The organism is Pseudomonas sp. HMSC08G10 (genome assembly GCF_001808425.1).
Classification (GTDB): domain Bacteria; phylum Pseudomonadota; class Gammaproteobacteria; order Pseudomonadales; family Pseudomonadaceae; genus Aquipseudomonas; species Aquipseudomonas guariconensis.
In genome coordinates this window covers 218,424-242,920 of the sequence record NZ_KV793294.1, presented here as the reverse complement: position 1 = coordinate 242,920, position 24,497 = coordinate 218,424, and the positions used below count along the sequence as shown (strand labels likewise).

General features: G+C 64.7%; 18 protein-coding genes and 1 pseudogene. 17 read left to right on the top strand and 2 right to left on the bottom strand.

Going from position 1 to position 24,497, the window contains the following annotated elements:
* Nucleotides 1–88: 88 nt before the first annotated feature.
* The 16 genes from bcsE to HMPREF3173_RS05230 all read left to right on the top strand — a co-directional run bounded on the left by bcsE (nucleotide 89) and on the right by HMPREF3173_RS05230 (nucleotide 21,611).
* On the top strand, nucleotides 89–1,579 hold the full coding sequence (gene bcsE, locus HMPREF3173_RS05305) for a cellulose biosynthesis protein BcsE (RefSeq protein ID WP_070571822.1): 1,491 nt from the start codon (nucleotides 89–91) through the stop codon (nucleotides 1,577–1,579).
* The gene (gene bcsF / locus HMPREF3173_RS05300; protein WP_043212092.1) at nucleotides 1,576–1,749 is read left to right on the top strand and encodes a cellulose biosynthesis protein BcsF; all 174 of its coding nucleotides are present in this window, start codon (nucleotides 1,576–1,578) and stop codon (nucleotides 1,747–1,749) included. Before bcsE ends, bcsF begins: the two co-directional genes overlap by 4 nt.
* On the top strand, nucleotides 1,742–3,352 hold the full coding sequence (bcsG, locus tag HMPREF3173_RS05295) for a cellulose biosynthesis protein BcsG (protein ID WP_070571808.1): 1,611 nt from the start codon (nucleotides 1,742–1,744) through the stop codon (nucleotides 3,350–3,352). The genes bcsF and bcsG overlap by 8 nt, the downstream gene beginning before the upstream one ends.
* A complete protein-coding gene (gene bcsR, locus HMPREF3173_RS05290; protein WP_043212098.1) occupies nucleotides 3,349–3,567 on the top strand; it encodes a cellulose biosynthesis protein BcsR in 219 nt (72 codons plus the stop codon). The genes bcsG and bcsR overlap by 4 nt, the downstream gene beginning before the upstream one ends.
* Nucleotides 3,564–4,271 carry a cellulose biosynthesis protein BcsQ gene (gene bcsQ / locus HMPREF3173_RS05285; RefSeq protein ID WP_070571807.1) on the top strand — a complete coding sequence of 236 codons (708 nt, stop codon included), beginning with the start codon at nucleotides 3,564–3,566 and terminating at the stop codon, nucleotides 4,269–4,271. The genes bcsR and bcsQ overlap by 4 nt, the downstream gene beginning before the upstream one ends.
* Nucleotides 4,268–6,880, top strand: a complete 2,613-nt coding sequence (gene bcsA, locus HMPREF3173_RS05280; protein WP_070571806.1) for a UDP-forming cellulose synthase catalytic subunit — start codon at nucleotides 4,268–4,270, stop codon at nucleotides 6,878–6,880. Before bcsQ ends, bcsA begins: the two co-directional genes overlap by 4 nt.
* A complete protein-coding gene (gene bcsB, locus HMPREF3173_RS05275; RefSeq protein WP_083299930.1) occupies nucleotides 6,877–9,156 on the top strand; it encodes a cellulose biosynthesis cyclic di-GMP-binding regulatory protein BcsB in 2,280 nt (759 codons plus the stop codon). The genes bcsA and bcsB overlap by 4 nt, the downstream gene beginning before the upstream one ends.
* A gap of 2 nt (nucleotides 9,157–9,158) precedes the next feature.
* A complete protein-coding gene (bcsZ, locus tag HMPREF3173_RS05270) occupies nucleotides 9,159–10,271 on the top strand; it encodes a cellulose synthase complex periplasmic endoglucanase BcsZ (RefSeq protein WP_070571805.1) in 1,113 nt (370 codons plus the stop codon).
* Nucleotides 10,259–13,783, top strand: a complete 3,525-nt coding sequence (gene bcsC / locus HMPREF3173_RS05265) for a cellulose synthase complex outer membrane protein BcsC (protein ID WP_070571804.1) — start codon at nucleotides 10,259–10,261, stop codon at nucleotides 13,781–13,783. Before bcsZ ends, bcsC begins: the two co-directional genes overlap by 13 nt.
* Before the next feature lie 169 nt (nucleotides 13,784–13,952).
* Nucleotides 13,953–14,405 carry a MarR family winged helix-turn-helix transcriptional regulator gene (locus HMPREF3173_RS05260; protein ID WP_070571803.1) on the top strand — a complete coding sequence of 151 codons (453 nt, stop codon included), beginning with the start codon at nucleotides 13,953–13,955 and terminating at the stop codon, nucleotides 14,403–14,405.
* The gene (locus tag HMPREF3173_RS05255; protein WP_070571802.1) at nucleotides 14,402–16,492 is read left to right on the top strand and encodes an FUSC family protein; all 2,091 of its coding nucleotides are present in this window, start codon (nucleotides 14,402–14,404) and stop codon (nucleotides 16,490–16,492) included. Before HMPREF3173_RS05260 ends, HMPREF3173_RS05255 begins: the two co-directional genes overlap by 4 nt.
* Nucleotides 16,489–16,701 (top strand): DUF1656 domain-containing protein, encoded by a 213-nt coding sequence (locus tag HMPREF3173_RS05250; RefSeq protein ID WP_043212118.1) that lies wholly within the window; start codon nucleotides 16,489–16,491, stop codon nucleotides 16,699–16,701. The genes HMPREF3173_RS05255 and HMPREF3173_RS05250 overlap by 4 nt, the downstream gene beginning before the upstream one ends.
* A complete protein-coding gene (locus HMPREF3173_RS05245) occupies nucleotides 16,698–17,573 on the top strand; it encodes an efflux RND transporter periplasmic adaptor subunit (RefSeq protein WP_070571801.1) in 876 nt (291 codons plus the stop codon). The genes HMPREF3173_RS05250 and HMPREF3173_RS05245 overlap by 4 nt, the downstream gene beginning before the upstream one ends.
* Entirely contained in the window at nucleotides 17,570–18,991 is a 1,422-nt protein-coding gene (locus tag HMPREF3173_RS05240; protein ID WP_070571800.1) for an efflux transporter outer membrane subunit, read from the top strand. Before HMPREF3173_RS05245 ends, HMPREF3173_RS05240 begins: the two co-directional genes overlap by 4 nt.
* A gap of 125 nt (nucleotides 18,992–19,116) precedes the next feature.
* A complete protein-coding gene (locus HMPREF3173_RS05235) occupies nucleotides 19,117–21,060 on the top strand; it encodes a cytochrome c/FTR1 family iron permease (RefSeq protein WP_070571799.1) in 1,944 nt (647 codons plus the stop codon).
* A gap of 98 nt (nucleotides 21,061–21,158) precedes the next feature.
* Complete coding sequence (locus HMPREF3173_RS05230) at nucleotides 21,159–21,611, top strand: YaiI/YqxD family protein (protein ID WP_070571798.1); 453 nt, start codon at nucleotides 21,159–21,161, stop codon at nucleotides 21,609–21,611.
* A 53-nt stretch (nucleotides 21,612–21,664) separates the two neighbouring features.
* Here HMPREF3173_RS05230 and elbB read toward each other — a convergent pair whose 3' ends face one another.
* Nucleotides 21,665–22,330 (bottom strand): isoprenoid biosynthesis glyoxalase ElbB, encoded by a 666-nt coding sequence (gene elbB, locus HMPREF3173_RS05225; protein ID WP_070571797.1) that lies wholly within the window; start codon nucleotides 22,328–22,330, stop codon nucleotides 21,665–21,667.
* 113 nt (nucleotides 22,331–22,443) lie between these two features.
* On the opposite strand from elbB, the pseudogene HMPREF3173_RS24825 reads away from it, so the two are divergent.
* A pseudogene (locus tag HMPREF3173_RS24825) lies at nucleotides 22,444–23,070 on the top strand (sterol desaturase family protein); the annotation flags it as partial.
* Nucleotides 23,071–23,571: 501 nt separating this feature from the next.
* Here HMPREF3173_RS24825 and HMPREF3173_RS23795 read toward each other — a convergent pair.
* Nucleotides 23,572–24,216: a DedA family protein gene (locus HMPREF3173_RS23795; RefSeq protein ID WP_083299928.1), complete on the bottom strand. Its 645-nt coding sequence runs from the start codon at nucleotides 24,214–24,216 to the stop codon at nucleotides 23,572–23,574.
* Between the last annotated feature and the right edge of the window lie 281 nt (nucleotides 24,217–24,497).

The window sequence follows — 24,497 nt, the reverse complement described above, 5'->3', positions numbered from 1 at the left end:
ATATTTTTGATCTCCGACAAATGGATGTGCGGCATCTATCGGTAAAACGTCGGTCCTGAATTACAGAGTCATAGTTTTGGCGAATATCATTCCTTCTTTGGTCATCCCCGGCCTGAGTGCCGAGCACTGCCAGTTCCACACCCAAGGACTGTACTGGGTGGCCTGTGACACGGCCGAAGATGCCAGCGCGATTTGCCGCCAGGTCATCGAGGCAATGACAGGCGATGCCAAAGCGACGCTGATCGACAGTGCGCAGGGGGTGCGCGAAATCGTCGATGGGCTTGCTCCTGACCGTGGACCGGGGCAACTCGCCTTGTACCAAGCCCAGCCTCATGCCGTACGCCATCTTGCCCAAGACCTGCCACGCATCGACCCGACCGGTCGCATGATCGTGGCCCGGGTATCGGCGACGGATTGGGAGGACAGCGATATAGGGAGTTGGTGTCGCGAGATGGCCGACAGCCTTCGTGATGCGGGCAGTGTCCTGTTGATGGTCAGCGAAGGGCAGAGCGTCTGGCTGCTCGAGCAACTGCGTAGGTGCAACCAGGATCTCGATGGGTTGGCCCAGCTCTATCGTGGCCAGGGTGGGGTACGTTACCTGTTGCATTATTGGCGCAACGCGCTGGGTGTCGTTGGCACCGAAGATATCGAACTGACGCGTCACACCGGTGGTTTCGTGCTTGCAGGCCGTCCTCAACCGTTGGCCGAGACCGGCGGCGACGAGCTTCTGTTCCTGGCCCAGCGACAGGTGCTGGAAGGCGCGCCGGCCTTCTCCGAGCACTGGCAATTGTTCGATAGCATCAGCGAACTGGGTGCTAGGGCTGGTGTGGCGGTGTCCGCCACCGTGATCTTCCCCATGGACGGCGGGCAGCGCCTGGACGTTCTCGCGCGGCAACTGCACACCCTGCGCCTGTTGCGGGGCAACGCCCTGAAACTGGTGGTGCGCGAAATGGCACCAACGCTTCGCTATCAGGACGAGCAATTGCTGCTGGCCTGCGGTGCCAGCTTGATCGTGCCTTTCGGCGCCAGTCTTTCACGCTTCCTGACTCAGGTCGACAGCATCCAGGGCTACACCTGGCGTCGCCGTCTGCCGGCTGACTTCGATGCGTTGCTGGCTCGCCTGCGGCCGCTGCCGATATCGGGCCTGGTCTCACCGCGCGCCTTCGCCGATGCCGTGCTGCAGATGTGGCAGGGCATGCGCAACGGGGAAATCGTCCACCAGCTACTGGTGCTGCGTCCCGCCCCTGGTCTGTCCTCCTTGCAAGCGTGTTCACGCAGTATCTTCCGCCGCGACGGGGATATCGCCTGCGTGGTCGACGACATGTTGTACCTGTTCCTGTTCGCTTGCCGCGCCGAAGGCGTCGAGCAAGCGCTGGACCACATTTTCCAATTGTCCTGGCGGGAGCTGTTCATCGGCCGGGAACTGCTTGTCACGCCTGAAAGCCTCGGCGCGCCTGCATTCATGGATGAGACGCAGCCGGTGGCGCCGGTTGCCGATGCGGCCAGCGTGCCGATGTCCAAGGTCCGTGCCGTGTTGCAGCCTAGGCCCATATCGCTGCCACGACGAGGCAAGGCATGAATTTCGAGCAACTGCTGCAAGTCATCGGCATTAGTGCGCTTGGGACGCTGGCCCTGGCATTCGTCCTGTTGCGCCTGAAAGCCTGGGTGCAGGCGTGGTTGAAGCACCGCTTGCCGCCGCGTCACATGAAGGCTGCAGGCGTGCGTCGACGCGGGGAGAAGCATGAGTAATTCGATGGTCATCGCCCACCCATTGTCCCGTTGGCCGGGCCTGGGCGCCTGGAACCTGTATTTCCTGGCGAAGTTCGTCATGCTCGCCGCGGGGCTGTTGGACTTCCAGCCGTTGCCCAACCTGCTGTTCGCAGCCTTCCTGATGGTGCCACTGCCAGGGCGCTGGTTGCGTGTCGTGCGGCAGCTGGTGGCCGTGCCAATTGGTGTTGCTTTGTTTTACCAGGACACCTGGCTGCCGCCATTCGAGCGTCTGCTTGCGCAGCCCGGTGTGCTCGATTTCACGCCTGACTACATGCTGGAACTGCTGGGCCGCTTCATCAACTGGCATTTGATGGGCGCTTTACTGTTGACGATGGTGGGCTATTTCTACCTGCGACACTGGTTGCGCCTGAGCACTTTGAGCGTGGTTGGGCTGCTGTGGCTGGCCACAAGCGGATTGCCGTCGATCACACCGGTCACCTCGCGCCAGGTGGTGACCGACGTCGCCACCCAGAAGGCGGCCGCCGTGGCGGCAGACGATGCCACGCTCAACGCCAAGCTCGATAGCTTCTTCGACAGCGAGCGCCAGCGGGTCACCGCGTTCCCGGTAGTCAGGCCCGACGAGCAACCTTTCGATCTGTTGGTGATCAACGTCTGCTCCTTGGCCTGGGATGACCTCACCGCTGTCGGCCTGCATGAAAACCCGCTGTTCTCGCGCCTGGACGTGATCTTCGACCAGTTCAACTCGGCTACCTCATACAGTGGCCCGGCCGCGATCCGCGTGTTGCGCGCCAGCTGTGGCCAGCCCTCGCATGAAATGCTCTACAAGCCAGCCCCTGAGCAATGCTTGCTGTTCGAAAACCTCGCCCGGCTTGGCTTCGAGCGCCAAACGCTGCTTAACCACAGTGGCCATTTCGATGATTTCCTGGGGGACATCACTAGCCAGCACATGCCGTCGCCGGCGCTCTCGAGTAGCGATTTCCGCCGCTCGCTGGTCGGCTTCGACGGCTCGCCGATCGCCAGCGACCTGGAGGTCCTGCAGGGCTGGTGGGGGCGCCGCAAGGCCTCGGGAGCTGCGCATGTGTCGCTGTTCTACAACACCATCAGCCTGCACGATGGTAACCGGGTGGTGACCGCCGACGGCGGCACGCGCGCGGCGGACTACAACACCCGCGCAACCCGTCTGTTCGATGACCTGGGCAAGTTCCTCGATGAGCTGCAGCACAGCGGCCGACGGGTCGTCGTGGCCATCGTGCCCGAGCATGGCGCGGCCCTGCACGGCGACCGCATGCAGCTACCGGGCATGCGTGAGATCCCTACGCCGTCGATCACCCATGTACCTGTGGGGATCAAGTTCATCGGCATGGATCAACCGGCGCGCAACGAGCCCCTGCATGTCTCGACGCCGACGAGCTACCTGGCGCTGTCCGAACTGCTGTCGCGCGTCTACGCCAATCAGGGGGCTGGCCAGGTCCTGGATCTGCCGGGCGTGCTGAAAGACCTGCCCACCACCGAACATGTCGCTGAAACCTCCGGTGCCCAGGTGATGGACTTCCAAGGCACCAGCTATATGCGCCTCAAAGGCCAGCCTGACTGGCAACCGATTCCGAAGGAGAGCAAGTGATGACAAGGAAAGCCGATCCTGCCGATCGTAGCGATGATATCGCCCGGCTCCGTCAGCACCTGGACATGCCAGAGCTGAACTACCAGGACATCTCTTTGATGGTCGGGGTGCGCGAAGCCCTGCGGCGCTGGCCCTTGCTGGGAGAAAGCTGCGCGAAGTCCATGAGTGACCTCGCTCCTGAAATAGCTCCAACGCCCAAGGCCACCGCGCGATGACCAGCCTCGCGCTGCACGGGCTGCGTGGCGGCCTTGGACGTAGCGCCATGCTCGCTGCGCTGGGGCATGCCCTGCGAGAGTTGGGCGAGCGGGTGTTGTTGGTCGACCTGTGCCCGGAAAACCTGTTGGGTCTTCATTTCAACCTGCCGCTGGCCGGCTGTGACGGCTGGGCCTGCGCCGATCTGGATAGTCGCCCTTTTGGCGAGCAGGTCTACGAAGTGTACGACGGCTTGTACGTGATGCCGTTCGGCGAGGTGAGCGAGTCGGCCCACGCCAGGCTGACCGGAACGCGCGATCCCGCTATCTGGAATGCGCGTGCGGCGCAATTGGCCAGTCATTTTGACTGGCTGCTGTTCGACCTGCCGTCGACGGGTGCTCTGCGCGAGTTGGAGGTGGATGTGCGCGTGCTGGTCGCGGAAGCTGAAATGAGCAGTCACATACTCTTGGAGCGCCAGAGACCCGAGCGCTTCGATTTGCTTCTGGTCAACCGATTCGACCCGGCCAGCCGCTTGCAAAGCGACGTGTTGATGGTCTGGCGCAAGCTTTATCACAGTCGCCTACCGTTGCAGGTAGTGCACCGCGACGAGGCGTTCGTCGAAGCCCTGGCCTGCAAGGCACCGGTCGGTCACTACGCGCCACAGAGCCTGGCCTCCCGTGATGTGCAGAGCCTGGCCGTGCGCTGCCTGACGAGGCGACGGTCGTGAAGCTTTCGCCGTCGAACGCCTACCGCTACTACACCACTCGAGGTGCCGGGCGGCTGACCGCGCTGGTGTTCACCTTGGGCACTTGGCTGGCTTTTCTTCTGCTGCGCCTGGAGTCCCCGGCCTGGCAAGCGCTGCTGGCCGATCGTCAGCGGCTGTTCCCGCAAGTGGCGGGCAAGCGCCCGACCTTGGGCGACCCGCTGCGCCTGCTGATTCAGGGCGCCTGGTTGTTGATCCGGCGCGAGCCGGTACCTCGCGCGCCGTCGGCGCTGGCGCGGGGTTGGCGTGCCTTGTGCGAGGGCGCCGTCGCTATGCGGCAACGCATCCGGCTGCTGCGCGCGCATTTGGTCGAGCGGTTGCGGCAGGTCCCGGGCCAAGTGCGCACCAGCACCTGGCAGCGTGATGCCGCCCAACAGTTGCGCAGCCTGAGCAAAGGCGCCCGGCGCGCGTTCTACTTCGTGCTCACGGTGTGCGCCCTTGCCTTGGCGCTGCTGTGCGTGACCGAACCATTCGGCTACCTGGCCCAGCTGATGTTCATTCTGCTGCTGTGGGGCATCGCCATGCTGGTGCGCCACATGCCCGGTCGCTTCCCGACCCTGATGCTGATCATCCTCTCGACGATCATCTCCTGCCGTTACCTGTGGTGGCGCTACACCTCCACGCTGAACTGGAACGACACGTTGGACCTGGTGTGCGGTCTGACCCTGCTGATCGCCGAGACCTATTCCTGGTTCGTGCTGATCCTGGGCTATATCCAGACCTGCTGGCCACTGGAGCGCAAGCCGGCGAACCTGCCGGAGCAGCTTACCGAGTGGCCGACCGTGGATCTGATGATCCCCACCTACAACGAAGACCTCTCGGTGGTGCGCACCACCGTGCTCGCGGCGTTGGGTCTGGACTGGCCGCGCGAGCGTCTGCGCATCTACCTGCTCGACGATGGCCGCCGCGATAACTTCCGCGCCTTTGCTGACGAAATGGGTGTTGGATACATCATCCGTCCCGACAACAAGCACGCCAAGGCTGGCAACCTGAATCACGCCCTGGGCGTCACCGACGGCGAGTTGGTCGCGATCTTCGACTGCGACCATGTGCCGGTGCGCTCCTTCTTGCAGATGACGGTGGGCTGGTTCCTCAAGGACCCACGCCTGGCGCTGGTGCAGACGCCTCACCATTTCTTCTCGCCTGACCCGTTCGAGCGCAACCTGGGCACCTTCCGCAACCGCCCCAACGAAGGCGAGTTGTTCTACGGCCTGATCCAGGACGGCAACGACATGTGGAACGCGGCGTTCTTTTGCGGCTCCTGTGCCGTGTTGCGACGCACCGCCCTGGAAGACATCGGCGGGTTCGCCGTGGAGACCGTGACCGAAGATGCCCATACCGCCTTGCGCCTGCACCGCCATGGCTGGAACTCCGCCTACCTGCGCCTGCCGCAGGCAGCTGGTCTGGCTACCGAGAGCCTGTCGGCGCACATCGGCCAGCGAATTCGTTGGGCGCGCGGGATGGTACAGATCTTCCGCACCGACAACCCCTTGTTCGGTCGTGGTCTGAGCCTGTTCCAGCGGGTGTGCTATGCCAATGCCATGCTGCACTTCCTGGCCGGTCTGCCGCGTCTGGTATTCCTGACCGCACCGTTGGCGTTCCTGCTGCTGCATGCCTACATCATCTACGCCCCGGCGCTGATGATCCTGCTCTACGTACTGCCGCACATGATCCACGCCAGCCTGACCAACTCGCGCATGCAGGGCAAATACCGGCGCACCTTCTGGGGCGAGGTCTACGAGACCGTGCTGGCTTGGTATATCGCACGGCCCACCACGGTGGCCCTGTTCGCGCCGAAGAAGGGCAAGTTCAACGTCACCGCCAAAGGCGGGTTGATGGAGGAGAGCCAGTTCGACTGGCGTATCGCCCAGCCTTATCTGTTGCTGGCGGTGCTCAATTTCGTCGGGCTCGGTTTCGCGGTCTGGCGCCTGTTCACCGGCCCGAACGAAGAGATCGGCACGGTCATCGTCAGTTCGCTCTGGGTGACCTACAACCTGTTGATCATCGGTGCTGCGACGGCTGTGGCCGCGGAGGTGCGCCAGGTGCGGCGTGCGCACCGGGTGCAGATGCACCTGCCGGCTGCGCTGGTTCTTGAGAACGGTCACGCCTATCCGTGCACCCTGGTGGACTATTCGGACAGCGGTATCGGCCTTGAGCTGGGTGACGGCCTGGCACCGAAGACCGGTGGCCGGGTGCGTCTGCTGCTCAGTCGAGGGGAGCGTGAATTCGCCTTCGATGCACGAATCACCCGCCGGGTTGGGCGCCACCTCGGCCTGACCTTCGATGAACTGGACACACAGCAACGCATCGACCTGGTGCACTGCACCTTCGCCCGCGCCGACGCTTGGCTGGCCTGGCAAGAGGCGCACCAGCACGATCGTCCACTGCAAAGCTTGGTCGATGTCCTGAAGTTGGGCGGAGTCGGCTACCTGCGACTGCTCGAGTACGTTCCGGTGCGGCTGTTGGGGCCGGTACGACCGCTGGTCGTACTGGCGCGCTGGCTGGCGACCTTCATGCCGCGCACCCCGCGGCCTCTTCCTTCCACGAATCTTTTAACCCGAGACGCATCATGACTCGTTACCCCGCACGTACCTGGGGCCTGGCGATGGCGCTGCTCGCCTGCGTGTTCCAGGCCACCGCCGACACCACCCCGTCCACCCCCGAGGCCGTTGCCGAGCCGGTGGTACCCAACTGGCCCGTGGCGAGAACGTTCGAGCAGCTCGGGCATCCTGCCGACACCCTGTTGCTCGGTGTGCGCAACAGCGAGCAGATCGAATTCGGCCTGCGGCGCGACCGTCTCGCCACCGAGGCGGTCCTGCAGCTGGACTACACGCCATCGCCGGCGCTGCTGCCGACCCTGTCGCACTTGCGCGTCTACCTTAACGACGAACTGATGGGCGTGCTGCCGGTAGAAAAGGACCAGCTTGGCCAGCGTGTGCAGCGCCAGCTGCCGCTCGACCCCAAGCTGATCAGCGACTTCAACCGGGTGCGCCTGGAGTTCGTCGGTCACTACGCCGACATCTGTGAAGACCCTGCGCACAGCGGCCTGTGGCTGAACCTCAATCGCAAGAGCGAGGTGCACCTGCGCGAGCAGGCCCTGGCGATGGAAAACGACCTGGCGTTCTTCCCGTTGCCGTTCTTTGACGCGCGCGATACCGGCAAAGTCGACTTGCCGGTGGTCTTCGCCGCCAGCCCGACGCTGGGCGAACAGCGCGCCGCCGCGATTCTCGCCTCCTATTTCGGCAGCCAGGCGGGTTGGCGCAAGGCGACCTTCCCGGTGCTCTTCGATAGCCTGCCGGCTGCAGGCGACAAGCCCAAGCCGGCGATCGTCTTTGCCAGCAACGAGCGCCGCCCGGCCTTCCTGGCCGATTTCGAGAGGTTCCCACGAGTGGACGGCCCGGTCGTGCAATTGATCGACCATCCAAGCGATCGTTGGAGCAAACTGCTGCTGGTGCTTGGCCGCAACGACGAGGACCTGGTCAAGGCTGCCTCGGCACTGGCGGTGGGCAACAACCTGTTCCGTGGCGATCGGGTGAAGATCGAGCAGATGAGCGATCTGCAGCCTCGCAAGCCATACGATGCGCCGAACTGGACCCGCACCGACCGTCCGGTACGTTTCGCCGAGTTGCTCGATTACCCGCAGCAGTTGCAGGTCAGCGGCTTGCAACCGAACGCGATCATCCTCGATGTGAACCTGCCGCCAGACCTGTTCGTCTGGCGCAACCAGGGCATTCCGCTGCGCACGCTGTATCGCTACACGCCGCCGGCGGTGACGGACGAATCGCGCCTGACCATCAGTGTCAACGATCAGTACATCACCAGCATGCCCTTGGTAGGCAATGATCGTCGTGGCGGCACGCTCGAAGAGCTGCGCCTGAGCGTGCTATCCAGCGATAGCACGGCATTGAGCGAGCAGGCATTGGTGCCGGCGCTGAAGATCGGCGACCGCAACCGCCTGCGTTTCGACTTCAGCTTCGCCAGCAAGCTCGGCAGCTCCCAGCGTGATCAGTGCCAGACCTCTTTGCCGGTGGACGTTCGCGCGGCCATTGACGAAAACTCCACCATCGACCTTTCGGGGTACCACCACTACATCGCCATGCCGGACCTGCGTGCCTTTGCCCGCAGCGGCTTCCCGTTCAGCCGCATGGCCGACCTGTCCGAAACCCAGGTCCTGGTGCCGGGCAAGCCGACGCCGATGCAGGTGGGCATTTTGCTCGATGTGATCGGTAGCATTGCCGGCCAAGTCGGCTACCCGGCCTTGGGCATTCGCCTGATCGATGACTGGAAGCAAGCAGCCTCGGCCGATGCCGACCTGCTGGTCATCGGCACATTGCCCCAGGAGCTGTCCCAGGAGCGCAACCTTGGTCTGTTGCTCAATGCCCAGCGCGACTGGCTGGCGCAGGGGCGCTCCACAAACATGCCCGGTCGCTACCGGTTCGACACATCGCCCGTGCCGGCCAGCAGCCATGTGGCAATCAGTGCCCAGGCCCCGATCGGCGCGATCACAGGTCTCAAGTCTCCCTTCCACGAGCAGCGCAGCGTGGTCGCCTTGCTGGGCAATACCGATGCCGACTATGCGCTGCTGCGTGAGGCGCTCGGCGATACCGGCAAGCTCGATGCGGTAGCCGGCTCGGTCACCCTGGTGCGATCCAGCGGGGTGAGCAGCCAGTTCGTGGGCGAGCATTATTTTGTCGGCCAGTTGCCCTGGTGGCTGCTGTTGTGGTTCCACTTGTCCGAGCAGCCGCTGTTGATCGCGGTCCTTGCCACCATCAGCGTTCTGTTGTTTGCCTTCCTGCTGTGGCGTGCGCTGCGTTGGGCTGCCCGACGTCGGCTGGGTGAGGCTGACTGACCATGCGGCGGGTTCTGGTAATGCTGCTGGCGCTCGGTCTACCGGCGCTTGCGAGCGCGGCGCCGGCCTGTTCATGGCCGGCGTGGGAGCGCTTCAAGAGCGAGCTGGTGAGTGCGGACGGGCGCGTCCTGGACCCCAGTGACAAGCGCCTGATCACTACCTCGGAGGGGCAGAGCTACGGCCTGTTCTTTGCCCTGGTCGGCAACGACCGGGCAACGTTCGCCAAGCTGCTGCGCTGGACCACCAACAACCTGGCCGACGGTGACCTGTCGCGTCATCTGCCGGCCTGGTTATGGGGGCGTGACGCCAAGGGCAAATGGCAGGTGCTCGACCCCAACAATGCCAGCGATGCCGACCTCTGGATCGCCTACAGTCTGCTCGAGGCCGGGCGTCTGTGGCACGAACCTGGCTATACGCAGCTCGGTCACCATCTGCTTTGGCGCATCGCCGCCCAGACCTTGCGACCGATGCCGGGCCTGGGGGTGATGTTGCTGCCGGCGGATTACGGCTTCGACAATGCCCAGGGGTGGCGCCTGAACCCAAGCTACCTGCCATTGCAGTTGCTCGACCGGTTCGCCCTCATCGACCCGCTGTGGGACGAGTTGGCGGGCAACACCCGCCGGCTGCTGCTCGAAGCCTCGCCGAAAGGCTTCGCCCCCGATTGGCTGCTCTGGACGCCTGCCGGCAAGATCGAACCTGATCCGCAGTATGGCAGCGCGGGCGACTACGATGCCATTCGCGTCTACCTGTGGGTTGGCATGCTGGCTAAGGACTCGCCACGGCGCAGTGAACTGCTTGAGCGTTTTGCACCGATGGCCGCGCTGACAGTGAAGAACGGCCAGCCACCGGAAACCGTGGATGCCCGCAGCGGCGAGGCGAAAGGCGGCGGCCCCGGCGGTTTCTCCGCCGCGCTGCTGCCATTGTTGGCCGTGGCGCCAGGCGCAGGCGAAGGTCTGCAAGCCCAGCGCCAGCGTTTGCAGGAGCATCCGATCGAGCCGCGTGCCTACTACAGCCAGGTACTGGCACTGTTTGGTCAAGGCTGGGATGAGTCGCGATATCGCTTCGATGAGCAGGGGCGCCTATTGCCGGCCTGGAGTGTGTCATGTACCGAATGATTGGCATCGTGCTGCTCGCTGGGCTCGCCAGCCAGGCCGCAGCGCAACAACCGACCGACCGACACGAGCAACGCCAATGGTTGCTAGAGCAGGTCCGCATAGGCGAGGCGCTGCATCGAGATGACCTGGTGCGCGATGCCCTGGGCCGCTTGCGCCTGCTCGAGCCCCGTGATGCCGAGGTCTTGCTGGCGTCGTTGCGCCTGGCCTTGCGCGAGCGTGACCAAGTGCAGGCCAACCAACTGTTGGCGCGTATCAGCCAGGTGGCGCCGGGCAGCGCCCAGGAGCGCAATGCCAAGCGTTTGCTCGAGCTGCAGAAGCCAGACGTCAACCGACGCCTGCAACAGGCCCGCCTGTTCGCCATGACCGGCCGTAGCGCCGAAGCGGTGGAGCTGTACGATCAATTGTTTGCTGGCGATCCGCCCAGCATGGACCTGGCTGTGGACTACTGGCGTGTGCGCAGCAGCCTGCCCGGTCAACGGCTGGAGGCGATCGACCGGATGCAGGCACTCGACCGCCAGTACCCGGGCAACGCTGGCCTGCGCCAGACCTTGGTGGGGTTGTTGTTCGCCGAGAATCGCAACGCCGAAGCGCTGGCCGTGCTCGAGCAGCTGTCGCGCGACCCGGCCGCCCGCGATGCCGCGGCTCAGCGGGAATTCGACTACCTCTCAGGACAGCCGGTCAGCCGTGATAGCGTGGCTGCCTGGCAGGCATTCGTGCAGCGCTACCCGGCATCGCCATTGCTGCATCAGGCCAGCGAGGTCCTGGCGCAGCAACAGCGCCTGGTCGCCGATCCTGCCTGGCAGGCAGGCCAGCTTGGCCAGCGTCTGCTGGCCCAAGGGCGCAACGCGCAAGCCGAGGCACAATTGCGTCGGGCGCTGCGCCAGTACCCGGAAGACTCCGAACTGCACGGCGCCTTGGGCTCAGCTTTGATGGGCCAGCGCCGCTACGAAGAGGCCAACGCCTCCTTCCGGCTGGCCGCGGCGAAGGAGCAGGACACCCGCCGGATAAGCAAATGGCGGGACCTGGAAGCATCCAGCCAATATTGGGGGATGCTGCAGAAGGCCGACCGCGCCTTGGAGAAGCAGAATCTTAAGGTTGCCCGCTCCCTCTATCAGCAGGCACGCAAGCAACGGCCGGACGATGAATTCGCCGTGCTTGGCCTGGCCGATGTGGCCGCGGCCGAGGGCGACCCGGCTACGGCTGAGCGCCTGTACCAGCAGGCGCGGCGTATGGCACCCACCAATGAGAGCGCCGTGCGCGGCCTGTTGCGTATCTACCAGGCGCAATCGCCCGACAAGGCTCGTGCGTTCCTCAATGGCCTGCCAGCGAAGCAGCAGGCATCCTTCGCCGATCTGCGCCGCAGCCTGGAGCTGGAGCAACTGCGTGGCCAGGCCGATGCCGCCACACAGCGCCAAGACTGGTCTGGCGCGAGCCAGGCATTGAGCAAAGCCGTAGAGCTCGCGCCTGATGAGCCATGGCTGGTCTACCAGTTAGCCGGCAGTCTGCGGCAGCAGGGCCGCCAAGGCGAGGCCGATGCCGCCTTCTCCAAGCTGCTGCAGCGCCACCCCGCTGACCCTGCGGCGCGCTATGCCCATGGTTTGTACCTTGAGTCGACCGACCGAGACGCCTTGGCCTTGGACAGCCTGGCCAATGTGCCACAGAGTGCCTGGACCGACGACATGCGTGCGCTGGACAAGCGTGTACGCCGACGCGTGACCCTGGCCCAGGCCCAGCAGTTGCGTGACCAAGGGCGTGAAGCCGAAGCCACAGCCTTGCTGGAAGCCGGGCTGACTGGCGGTGACAACGATCCCGATGACCTTCTTACACTGGCCGATTGGGCTGCGGCCCGTGGTGACCAGAAGGCTGCCCAGGGCTACTACGAGCGCGTGCTGGCGCGCCAACCAGGGCAACCCGAGGCGCGCCTTGGCCTGATCGAAAGCTGGATCGAAGCTGGCGACCTGCCCCGGGCACATCATGCTCTAGAGCAAGATGTACCGCAGTTCCCGGCCAGCGAGATCAACGCCCAGCGCCGCGTCGCCAACGCCTGGTTGGCCGTCGGTGAGCGGGACAAAGCCTCGGCCATGTTCGATCGCCTGGTCACCCAGCAGACACAGCCTGACCCGCTGCTGCGCCGGGATGCCGCGCGCCTGACGGCTGCCCACGACCCGCAGCGAGCGCTGGATCTGTACGCAGCGGCCATGGCCGATGCCGACCTGCTCGAGCGCCGCGCGGTGCAACCACGGGACGATCGGGCGCTGACCTATGCGAGCCGCGCCAAGGACGAGGACGACTGGCTGGCGCGTAGCCTGCGCAGCGACGTCGATGAGCTGTACCGTCAGCAGAATCCCAGCATCACGCTGATGCATGACTATGGCTGGCGCAATGACGACGGGACTCCCGGGATCTCTGAGCTCAAGAGGCAGACGACCCTCCTGCATGCCGACATGCCCCTGCAGGATGGCAAGGCGTTCGTGCGCCTGGAGCGGATTGGCCTGGATGCGGGCAGCTTCGATCTCGAAGATGGCCAGCACACCGAGGCCTTTGGCACCTGCCAGGTCCGCGGTACCACCCGTTCGGGTGATCCACTGCCGGCCGGATGTCCTGGCGGCTCGCAGACGGCCAATGGCCGGATCATGGCAGTGGGCTGGGAAGGCGAGCGCTGGGCTGCCGACCTCGGTACTACCGATGGCTTCGAGGTCAACAACTGGCTAGGCGGTGCCACGGTCAACGGCGACCTGGGAGAGCTCGGCTGGTCGCTGACCGCCTCGCGGCGGCCAATGAGCAATTCGCTGCTTTCGTTCGGCGGTGCCAAGGATCCGCGCACAGGCGTGCGCTGGGGCGGGGTCACCGCCAACGGCGCAACCCTCGGATTGAGCTGGGATCAAGGCGGCGACGATGGTGTGTGGGCCAGCCTCGGTCATCATTGGCTGTACGGTGAGAATGTCACCGACAACCAACGTACCCGAGCCATGGCAGGTTACTACTACCGTCTGGTGGAGCGGGCTGACGAGCGCATGCGCATCGGTCTGACCGTGATGCATTGGCGGCATGACAAGGATTTGGGCGATTACTACTTGGGCCAGGGTGGCTACTACAGCCCGGAGCGTTACAACTCCATCGGGGTACCGTTCAGTTATGCCTGGCGCAATTACGATTGGTCGGTATTGTTGGAGACCTCGGTCAGTTGGTCCCAATCCAAGAGCGGCAGCCGTCCGCGTTATCCCAACCAGTCGCTGAACGACAAGTTGCTCAATCGCTACGATCTCGAAAGCTCGAATATCGGCGATATCAGCGAGGGCAGTTCCAGCAACGGCGTGGGTTATCACTTAAGAGGCCTGTTCGAGCGCCGCCTGAGCGACCATTGGGCCTTGGGCGGGGGCTTCGACTGGCAGCACAGCGATGACTACGCGCCGAGCAGCGCCATGCTCTACGTGCGGTATCTGTTCGAGCCCTGGCGCGGCAACCTGCTGTTGCCGGTGGAACCGCTGGAGCCCTACAGCGAGTGGCGTTGAGGCCTGGCAGCCGCTTCAGCAGGAACACCTGCCCCTGCTGAAGCGGCCAGACGGTCCCCAAGATGAACAACAATTCATCCAGGCGATCCATCGCCTCCGGTTGACGACAGGGGGAGGGCAAGGCGTAGTATTGATAGTTAGCAAACTATGAATATCCTTGGTTCCTCTCATGACGCTTGATGCACTGCACATGAAAATCAGCAGCGGCATGGTCGTGGCCGCCCGCCACTGGCGACGCATCTGCCAGGCGGCCCTGACGGGCTACGGCATCTCCGAAGCCTGCGCTGTGCCATTGCTGATGATCGTGCGCCTGGGCGATGGGGTGCACCAGGTCGCGGTGGCCCAGGCCGCCGGCCTGGAAAGCCCATCGTTGGTGCGCCTGCTCGACCAGTTGTGCAAGGCCGGACTGGTATGTCGCAGCGAAGATCCCCTGGACCGCCGTGCCAAGGCCTTGAGCCTGACCACGGAGGGCCGCCGTTTGGCCGAGTCGATCGAAGAAGAGCTGGTGCGCCTGCGCCGACAGGTGTTGCGCGGGATCGACCAAGCCGACCTGGAGGCCACCTTGCGGGTGATCCAAGCCTTCGAAGACGCAGGCCAAGTCGCACCGGGCGGGCTTGCATGAACGGTTTCTTCAGTTCGGTCCCTCCGGCCCGCGATTGGTTCTATGGCGTGCGCACTTTCGCCGCTTCGATGATCGCCCTGTACATTGCCCTGCTCATGCAATTGCCACGTCCCTACTGGGCCATGGCCACGGTGTACATCGTCTCCAGCCCCTTCGTCGGGCCGACCAGCTCCAAGGCTCTGTATCGCGCCTTGGGCACGTTGCTGGGTGCCGGCGGGGCGGTCTTGCTGGTGCCGCCATTGGTACAGTCGCCAGCGCTGCTCTGCGTCGCCATTGCCTTGTGGACCGGCACGCTGCTGTTCCTGTCGCTGAACCTGCGCACGGCCAACAACTATGTGCTGATGCTGGCCGGCTACACCTTGCCTATGATCGCCCTGGCTGTGGTCGACAACCCGCTGGCGGTGTTCGATGTGGCCTCCTCCCGAGCCCAGGAAATCTGCCTGGGCATCGTCTGCGCGGCGGTGGTCGGCGCGATCTTCTGGCCGCGCCGCCTGGCGCCGGTGGTGCTCGGCTCGGCCAACAGCTGGTTTCACGAGGCGATTCGCTACAGCGACACTTACCTGGCCCGCGAAGTCGCCGCCGACAAGGTCGCCGGCATGCGCGCCTCGATGGTCGCCACCTTCAACAGCCTGGAGATGATGATCGGCCAGCTCGGTCATGAAGGCACCGGCCCCCATACCCTGAAAAATGCCCGCGAGCTGCGCGGACGGATGATCCACCTGCTGCCGGTGATCGATGCCCTGGACGATGCGCTGATCGCGCTGCAAAGCCGCGCCCCGGGCCAGTTCGCCCAGCTCCAACCACTGCTGGCCGAAACCCGCACCTGGCTAGAAGGCACCGCCCAAGACGCCTCGCTGGCGCGCTGGACTGCCCTGCACGAGCAGCTCGAGTACCTGCAGCCCAGCGCAGCCGCACTGGACCAACGCCAGCAATTGCTGCTCTCCAACGCCCTTTACCGACTGAGCGAATGGATCGACCTCTGGCAGGACTGCTGCGCGCTGCAGCACGCCTTGCGCAAGGATGACGCCACGCCATGGCGTGCGGTGTACCGCCACTGGCGCCTGGGCCGGCTGACGCCGTTCTTTGACCGCGGGCTGATGCTCTACTCGGTGTTTTCCACTGTCACCGCGATCATCGTCGCCAGTGGCCTGTGGATCCTGCTCGGCTGGAACGATGGTGGCAGCGCGGTGATCCTCGCCGCCGTGGCGTGCAGTTTCTTCGCCGCCATGGATGACCCGGCACCACAGATCTACCGGTTCTTCTTCTGGACGCTGATGTCGGTGATTTTCTCCAGCGTCTACCTGTTCTTGGTGCTGCCCAACCTGCACGACTTCCCGATGCTGGTGCTGGCCTTCGCCGTGCCGTTCATCTGCGTCGGCACCCTGACCGTGCAGCCGCGTTTCTACCTCGGCACCTTGCTGACCATCGTCAACACCGCCACCTTCATCAGCATCCAGGGCGCCTACGACGCCGACTTCCTGACTTTCATCAACGCCAACATGGCGGGCCCCGTGGGGCTGCTGTTCGCCTTCATCTGGACCCTGCTGCTGCGCCCGTTCGGTGTGGAGCTGGCGGCCAAGCGCCTGACCCGCTTCAGTTGGCAGGACATCGTCGAGATGACTCAGCCCGCGACCCTGGCCGAGCATCGCCATGTCGGCGTGCAGATGCTCGATCGCCTGATGCAGCACCTGCCGCGCCTGGCCCAGACCGGCCAGGACAGTGGCGTGGCGCTGCGCGATCTGCGTGTGGGCCTCAACCTGCTGGACTTGCTGGCCTACATGCCGCGGGTCGGTCAGGGGCCTCGCAAGTGCCTGCAGGCCGTGGTGGAGGAGGTGGGCGCCCATTACGCCCAGTGCCTGCGTGCCAAGGAGCGCCTGCACGCCCCGGCGGCGTTGCTGCGTGACATGGAGCGCGCCCGCCAGGCGCTGGCCCTGGATGCGCACGACAACGACCGAGGCGATGCCCGCGTGCACCTGTTGCATGCCTTGAGTGGCCTGCGTCTGGCGCTGTTGCCGGGCGTCGAGGTGATGCTCGAACCTGCCGACCAACCGCAATTGCCCCCGGGCATCGATGGAGCCCCACTGTGATCGGTGATCTGGATATCAGCGGGGTATTCCTGCCCACGCTGCTGGTGATGATGGTCTTCACCTACCTGTTGTTCCTGGGCGTGCACGCCGTGCTGGTGCGCCTTGGCTTCTACCGCCTGGTCTGGCACCGGGCGTTGTTCAACGTTGCCCTTTACGCCGTGCTGCTTGGCGCGGTGGATCACTTTTGTCGAAACCTGATGCTGCCATGAAAAAACCGTTGTTGACCTTGGGCCGAGTGGTCCTGACATTGCTGGTAGTCACCTTCGCGGCCGTGCTGGTCTGGCAGATGGTCGTGTACTACATGTTCGCGCCTTGGACGCGTGACGGGCACATTCGTGCTGACGTGATCCAGATCGCCCCGGACGTATCGGGGCTTATCCAGAAGGTCCAAGTGCGCGACAACCAGATGATCAAGCGCGGCGATGTTCTGTTCACCATCGACCAAGATCGGTTCACCCTCGCCCTGCGCCAGGCCAAGGCGACCCTGGCCGAGCGTCAGGAAACCCTGGCCCAGGCCTCCCGTGAGGCACAGCGCAACCGCAAACTGGGCAACCTGGTGGCGGCCGAGCAGTTGGAGGAGAGCCAGTCGCGTGAGGCACGCGCTCGTTCGGCGGTCAGCGAGGCCCAGGTGGCGGTGGACACGGCCCAGCTCAACCTCGACCGTTCGGTAGTGCGCAGCCCAGTGGACGGCTACCTCAACGACCGCGCGCCGCGTGCTCATGAATTCGTCACCGCCGGGCGGCCAGTGCTGTCGGTGGTCGACAGCGCCTCGTACCACGTCGATGGCTATTTCGAAGAGACCAAGCTCGGCGGTATCCACATCGGTGACGCCGTGGACATCCGCGTGATGGGCGACAATACCCGGCTGCGAGGCCATGTGCAGAGCCTGGCGGCGGGCATCGAGGATCGAGACCGCAGCAGCGGCGCCAACCTGTTGCCCAACGTCAACCCGGCCTTCAGCTGGGTGCGCCTGGCCCAGCGGATCCCGGTGCGTATCGCCTTCGATGACGTGCCAGAAGACTTCCGCATGATCGCCGGGCGTACCGCCACGGTGTCGATCATCGAGGGCCAGCGGCCATGAAACAGCTGATCCTGGCGGGGCTGTGCCTGTCCCTGGGCGCCTGCATGATGGTCGGCCCGGACTACGAAGTGCCCAAGGACGCCGCCGTGCAACGCAGCGACCTCAACGGCCCGCTGCGCCAGGACGCCGACAGCGTGGTCTCGGCGCCGGTGCCAGACGACTGGTGGCAGCTGTACCACGATCAGCGCTTGAACGAGCTGGTGCACCAGGCCCTGGCGGCCAACACCGAGCTACGCGTCGCGGCGGCCAACATCGCCAAGGCTCGTGCCCAGGTGGAAGTGGCCGAGTCCCAGGGTGGCTTCAACGGTGGGGTCAAGCTCGGCGCCCAGCGGCTGCAGGAATCCGGCGAAGCTTTCCTGCTGCCGGAAAAGGTGCCGGTGGCCAACATCGGCGAGGCGATCATCAGCGCCAGCTACCAGTTCGATCTGTGGGGTACCTTCAAGCGTGGCACCGAGGCCGCCAAGGCCAATGCCGACGCGGTGCAGGCCGCGGCCGATACAGCGCGCATCACCCTGGTGGCTGACGTGGTCAAGGCTTACACCCAGGTGTGCTCGGCCAACGAGGAGTACCACATCGCCCGTGAGTCCCTCGACCTGCAGGAACAGAGCGTGCAACTGAACCAGCGCCTGCGCGACGCTGGCCGCGGGGATGAAACCCAGGTCACCCGTTCGCAGACCCAGTTCAAATCCTTGCGCGCCGAGCTGCCGCGCTTCAAGGCCGAGCGTGAGGCTGGCCTTTACACCCTGGCGGCCCTGCTGGCCAAGCCGGTCGAGCAGCTGCCGGCCGGCACCGCTGACTGCGCGGAGCTGCCACACATCACCCAGTTGCTTCCGGTAGGCGATGGCGCTGCGCTGCTCAAGCGCCGCCCCGACGTGCGCCAGGCCGAACGCCAGCTCGCCGCCGCCACCGCAGCCATCGGCGTGGCCACCGGTGCGTTGTATCCGGACATCAGCATCGGCGCCCAGGTCGGCACCATCGGTATCCTCGAAAACCTCGGCGACCCGTCGACCAACCGTTGGGGCTTCGGCCCGCAGGTCAGCTGGACCATCCCCACCAACGGCACCCGGGCGCGCATCCGCATGGCCGAGGCCTCGACCCAGGCGGCGTTGGCGCACTTCGATGGCGTGGTGCTCAATGCCATCCGCGAGACCCAGACCCGCCTGGCCCAGTACAGCGCGTTGCTGGAGCGCCGCGACGCCCTGGCCGACGCCGAGCGCTCGGCGAAGGAGTCGGCGGACCAGACTCACCTGCGATACCAAGTGGGACGCGAGTCGTTCTTGGCCGATCTGCAGGCGACCCGCACTTATACCGATGTGCGCGCGCAGCTGGCTGCTGCCAATACCCAGGTGGCCATGGGGCAGATCGGGGTGTTCCTGGCCTTGGGCGGTGGATGGCAGGGCGCGGCGGCCAAGCCTTGAGGGCCCATTCGCGAGCTTCATGATCGAGGGCACGCCGTCGGGCGGCGGAAGCATCATTAGTTTGTCACAAGATTTTTCATGAAATCCGCCCACGAGCCTTGAGCGAAAGGGAGTGGAAGTGAACAATGTTCTCTTTCGTATTTACCGCGAGAATGGCCATGATGTCCCCCTCCCGTCTGCTCGCCTGGCTGCCCGCCTTGTTGCTCGGCCCGATACTGGCGCTGAGCAGCTCCCCGGCGCTGGCCGAATCCCCCGCCGAGGCTGCCAAGGCGTTGCACCTGCTCGACTACATCGGCGCCGACTACCCACCGACCGTGCACGACGGCAAGGTGGTGGATGCGGGTGAATACCGCGAGCAGCAGGAGTTCAGCGCCGTCCTGGCCGAAGTGCTCAAGGCCCTGCCGGACAATCCTGAGCGTAACGGGCTCGAACAGGGCGTGCAGGCACTGCGTCAAGCCATCGACCAACGCCAAGAGGGTGCAGTCGTCGCCAAGCAGGCCCGCCAGCTGGGCGCACGGCTGGCGGTGGCTTATGAAGTCAGCCAGGCGCCGATCATCACCCCCGATCCGGCCCGTGGCGCCTCGCTGTATGCACAGAACTGCGCCATCTGCCACGGTGATACCGGTGCCGGCGATGGCCCTGCGGGCCTGGGGTTGGAGCCGCCACCGGCCAACCTGCGCAGTGTTGCGCGCCTCGACCAGCTGAGCCTGTTCGACCTCTACAACACCCTGGCGCTTGGCATCGAAGGCACCGAGATGCCGTCGTTCGCTGACCAGCTCGATGAACGTCAGCGCTGGGATGTGGCCGCCTACGTGGCGAGCCTCACGGCCGACCCGCAGGCCGCCAAGGGCGACAAGACCTGGAACTTGGCCGACCTGGCGCGCCAGACCCCGGCCGAAGTCGCTGCCAGCGAAGGCGCCGAAGCCGTGCCCGCCTTCCGCGCCCAGCGTGCCCAGCCGCCGCAGGTCAAGCGTGGCCCTGCGCAGTTGCTCGAGTACACCGCCAGCACCTTGGACAAGAGCCTGGCCGCCTACCGCGAAGGCGACCATGACCAGGCTTATGACCTCTCGGTAGCGGCCTACCTTGAAGGCTTCGAGCTGGTCGAAAGCTCCCTGGATAACATCGACACCCTGGCACGCAAGGACACCGAGAAAGCCCTGATGGCTTACCGTCAGTCATTGCAGGACGGGCTGCCGGTCGCCCAGGCTGAGCAGCGTCTGGCCGAGGCCAAGGCCAAGCTCGACGGCGCCGCCAAGCTGCTGGGCGGCGATGGGCTGAGTTGGTCGCTGAGTTTCGTTTCCGGCCTGTTGATCCTGCTGCGTGAAGGGCTCGAGGCCATCCTGGTGCTGGCGGCGATCCTGGCCTTCTTGCGCAATACCGGCCAGCAATCGGCAGTGCGCAGCGTCAATCTCGGCTGGGGCCTGGCGCTGGTCGCAGGCTTCGCCACCTGGGCCCTGGCGGCCTATGTGATCGACGTCGGTGGTGCCCAGCGCGAGCTGCTCGAAGGCTGTACGGCGTTGTTCGCCGCGGTGATGGTGCTTTGGCTGGGCGTGTGGATGCACGACCGTCGCCACGCTGCGGCCTGGCAGGACTACATCAAGAGCAGCCTGGTCGGCGGTGGTGGGCGTTTCGGCTTTGCGGTACTGGCGTTCTTCTCGGTGTACCGCGAGTTGTTCGAGGTGATCCTGTTCTATGAAACCCTGTGGCTGCAGGCCGGCCCAGCGGGCCACAACGCCGTGCTGGCCGGAGGGGCTACTGCGCTGGTGCTGCTGGTGGGCCTGGCCTGGGTGATCCTTCGTGGCTCGGCCAAACTGCCGTTGTCGCTGTTCTTCACGATCAATGCGGCCTTGCTGTGCGTTTTGTCGGTGGTGTTCGCCGGGCATGGCATCAAGGCGCTGCAGGAAGCCGGCGTGTTGGGCACGCGGCCCGTGGCGTTCTTCGAGTTCGACTGGCTGGGGATTCATGCCGATGCCTATTCGCTCGGCGCGCAGGCGCTGGCATTGCTGGCGATCATGTTCCTCTATGGGCGGTCACGCCTGGCCGAGAAGCGCCGGATCGCGGCGAGCTGAAAGCCGCTCCCGCAGGCATACTGTGAACCTGTGGGAGCGGCCTTGGGTCGCGATTGGAGGGTCAAGCCCTCCCCAACGATTTCGAGGAAACACCTGCAATGCGTGTATGGATCGATGCCGACGCCTGTCCCAAGGCGGCCAAGGACCTGATCGTCAAGTTCGCCCTCAAGCGCAAGTTCGAGGTGGTGCTGGTGGCCGGCCAGGCCCAGATCAAGCCGGCGTTTGCCTGTGTGCGGCTGATTGTGGTGCCCAGCGGCATGGACGCGGCCGATGACTATCTGGTGGAAAACGCCGTGCCTGGCGAGCTGGTGATCTGCAGCGACGTGCCGTTGGCCGATCGCCTGATCAAAAAGGGCGTGTCCGCCCTCGACCCGCGTGGGCGTGAGTTCGATGAGCGCAACATGGGCGAGCGCCTGGCGGTGCGCAACCTGTTCACCGAGCTACGCGAGCAAGGGCAGGTCGGGGGAGGGCAGGCGCCTTATGGCGAGCGGGAGAAGCAGGCGTTCGCCAATGCCCTAGACCGGATTCTCACCCGGCTGTCGAAGGTGTGACGAACAGCCCCCAAGGGTTGGATGGGTATCCAACTGCTTGGGGGCGGAGCTGGTCAATCGTTCTCGTGGGTCAGCTCCAGCACTCGATCAACCAGCTTGTAGATACCGCTGGCCGCCTCGCTGATGGACGTTGCCAGCATGTAGGCGGGCGTGGTCACTAACTTGCGTTGGGTGTCCTCGACGATGTCGTGTACAGCGCACTCCTCGTGGGTACCGCCCATCTTCACCACCGCCGCGCTGGTGTCGGCGTCGGTGCCGATGGTGCAGACCACGCCCGGGCCGTAGATCTTCGCCGCCAGCGCCGGGGAAATGCAGATCAGCCCCACCGGCTTGCCTGCCTCGGCGAACGCTTCGGCCAGTGCCAGCACGTCCGGATTGACGGTGCAGTTGGCGCCCTCGACGGCAAAGTTGGACAGGTTCTTCGCCGCACCGAAGCCACCCGGAACGATCAGCGCGTCGAAGTCCTCGGCCTTGGCCTCGCGGATGTCCTTGATCTGGCCACGGGCGATGCGCGCCGACTCCACCAGCACGTTACGCGACTCAGGCATGGGCTGGCCAGTGAGGTGATCGATCACATGCATCTGGGCGATGTTGGGCGCGAAGCACTGCACCTGGGCGCCGCGCTGGTCGAGGCGCAGCAGCGTGATCACGCTTTCGTGGATCTCGGCGCCGTCGTAGACGCCACAGCCGGAAAGTATCACCGCAACTTTTTTCGTCATGCTCATTACTCCAGTGTCGAGGCGCTAAATGTCCTCTAGTTTGGCAGATGTCGCCATAGGGTTTCCCACGCACGAGGCCTAATCTTTGGGGATAACCCCGGAGATGCTTGTCCATGGACCTGATTCTGTTGGCCGTGCCGTTCTTTTTCGTGCTGATCGCCGTGGAGCTGATCGCTGACCGCGTGCGGGGTCAGCGCAACTACCGGCTGGCCGATGCGATCAACAGCCTGAGCACGGGCGTGCTGTCGACCACCACCGGTCTGTTGACCAAAGGCGTGGGTCTGGTGAGCTACGCCTTGGCCTGGGAATATCTGGCCTTCTCGCGCCTGCCGGGGGACGCCTGGTGGACCTGGCTGCTGGCTTTCGTGCTGTACGACTTGTGCTACTACTGGCTGCACCGCCTGGGACATGAGCGCAATATTCTCTGGGCCGCCCATTCGGTGCATCACCAGAGCGAGGAGTACAACCTCACTACCGCCCTGCGCCAGACCAGCAGCGGCTTCATCTTCTCCTGGATCTTCTACCTGCCCCTGGCGCTGATCGGCGTGCCACCGCTGGTGTTCGTTACCGTGGCCTCGCTGAATCTGCTCTACCAGTTCTGGGTACATACCCGACACATCCCCAAGCTGGGCTGGCTCGAATGGGTGCTGATCACGCCGTCCAATCATCGCGTCCACCATGCGCAAAACCCTCTGTACTTGGATCGCAACTACGGAGGCGTGTTCATTCTCTGGGATCGGCTGTTCGGTACCTTTCAGGAAGAGGACCCGCGTGAGCCTGTGGTGTTCGGCGTGACCACACCCCTGGCTAGCTGGAATCCGCTGTGGGCCAACCTGCAGTTCTATGCACAGCTCTGGGAGGATGCCCGGCGTACCCACTCGCTGCGGGACAAGCTGCGTATTTGGTTCATGCCCACCGGTTGGCGCCCGGCAGACGTCGCGGCACGTTATCCACAGGCCAAGCCGGACCTGGCGCGGTTTCGCAAGTTCGAGATTGCATTGGGGCGAGGGTCACAGGTTTACGTCGTGGCGCAGTTTGCGGTCTACGTTGCCTTGGGCAGCTACCTCATGCAGGTGGCCGAACAGGTGCCCACGGCCGGCCTCGTGCTGGGCTGGACAGTCATGGCGTTTGGTTTGTTCGTGCTCGGCGCTGCACTTGAGAATCGGCCTTGGGCCAGGCGCCTGGAGCTGGCACGACTGGCATCGAATGCACCGGCGCTGTACCTGGCCGGTGCCATGGGCTTAGGGCCGGTCACGCCCTTGGGGTGGCTCTTGCTCCTGGGATACAGCGGCGCCAGCCTCTGGGGTCTGACCCGCTGCGGCTGCCTTGCGCTCGGCGCGCAGGGTGCGGAACCGGCGGCGCAACCAGAGCAGGCCACCGAGCGCCAGCAGGCCGCCGAGCACCCATAGCTCGTACTTCTTTACGTTGCCCAGCATGCCTTCGAGGATGGCGCCGAAGTGGTACGCCGCGGCGCCCAGGGCCAGGGCCCAGACCGCTGCGCCGATGCCGTTGAGCAACAGGTAGCGCCGGGGTGGGTAGCCGGACAGACCTATGGCCACGGGCATGACCGTGCGCAGGCCGTAGACGAAGCGAAAACTCAGGACCCAGATGTCCGGATGGCGGCGGATGTGGTCCAGTGCCCGGTCGCCCATGGCCTGCCAGCGCGGTTTGCGCGCGAGGATGGCCCGGCCGTGACGGCGGCCCATGAAGTACCACAACTGGTCGCCGGCATAACTGCCGAAGAACGCTGTGAGCACCACCAGATTGATGTCCATGTATCCGCGGAACGCAAGGAAGCCCGCAAGAACCAGGATGGTCTCGCCTTCAAAAAACGTGCCGAGAAAAAGGGCAAAGTAGCCGAAATCCTGCAGGAATTGTTGAAGCATTTTCTGGGGTGCTAGCGAAATGAACGCGCAGCCTACCCCTTCGCGCGCATTCGGGAAAGTGTCCAAATGTGTCTCGACGTGAACAATTCCTACAGGAAAGGTCGCTTTGGCCTCTGGTCAAAGGGTTGCCCAATACTGTCATCCCAGCGTCATAATGTCGGCTTATAACTGTCGCGCCAGCCCGCGTGCGCGGGCCCAGGAGTCTGCCGTGAGCGTTGCCCCGCCCATCCTCCTTCCCGTGCCGCCAGGCTGCGCAGTGACCGTCGGGATGCGTTTTCCAC

Bases quoted from the DNA above. Each gene is read 5' to 3' on its own strand.
- bcsF (WP_043212092.1), top strand. From the start codon at position 1,576: ATGAATTTCGAGCAACTGCTGCAAGTCATCGGCATTAGTGCGCTTGGG.
- bcsG (WP_070571808.1), top strand. From the start codon at position 1,742: ATGAGTAATTCGATGGTCATCGCCCACCCATTGTCCCGTTGGCCGGGC.
- bcsQ (WP_070571807.1), top strand. From the start codon at position 3,564: ATGACCAGCCTCGCGCTGCACGGGCTGCGTGGCGGCCTTGGACGTAGC.
- bcsB (WP_083299930.1), top strand. From the start codon at position 6,877: ATGACTCGTTACCCCGCACGTACCTGGGGCCTGGCGATGGCGCTGCTC.
- bcsZ (WP_070571805.1), top strand. From the start codon at position 9,159: ATGCGGCGGGTTCTGGTAATGCTGCTGGCGCTCGGTCTACCGGCGCTT.
- bcsC (WP_070571804.1), top strand. From the start codon at position 10,259: ATGTACCGAATGATTGGCATCGTGCTGCTCGCTGGGCTCGCCAGCCAG.
- HMPREF3173_RS05260 (WP_070571803.1), top strand. From the start codon at position 13,953: ATGACGCTTGATGCACTGCACATGAAAATCAGCAGCGGCATGGTCGTG.
- HMPREF3173_RS05255 (WP_070571802.1), top strand. From the start codon at position 14,402: ATGAACGGTTTCTTCAGTTCGGTCCCTCCGGCCCGCGATTGGTTCTAT.
- HMPREF3173_RS05245 (WP_070571801.1), top strand. From the start codon at position 16,698: ATGAAAAAACCGTTGTTGACCTTGGGCCGAGTGGTCCTGACATTGCTG.
- HMPREF3173_RS05240 (WP_070571800.1), top strand. From the start codon at position 17,570: ATGAAACAGCTGATCCTGGCGGGGCTGTGCCTGTCCCTGGGCGCCTGC.
- HMPREF3173_RS05235 (WP_070571799.1), top strand. From the start codon at position 19,117: ATGTTCTCTTTCGTATTTACCGCGAGAATGGCCATGATGTCCCCCTCC.
- HMPREF3173_RS05230 (WP_070571798.1), top strand. From the start codon at position 21,159: ATGCGTGTATGGATCGATGCCGACGCCTGTCCCAAGGCGGCCAAGGAC.
- elbB (WP_070571797.1), bottom strand. From the start codon at position 22,330: ATGACGAAAAAAGTTGCGGTGATACTTTCCGGCTGTGGCGTCTACGAC.
- HMPREF3173_RS23795 (WP_083299928.1), bottom strand. From the start codon at position 24,216: ATGCTTCAACAATTCCTGCAGGATTTCGGCTACTTTGCCCTTTTTCTC.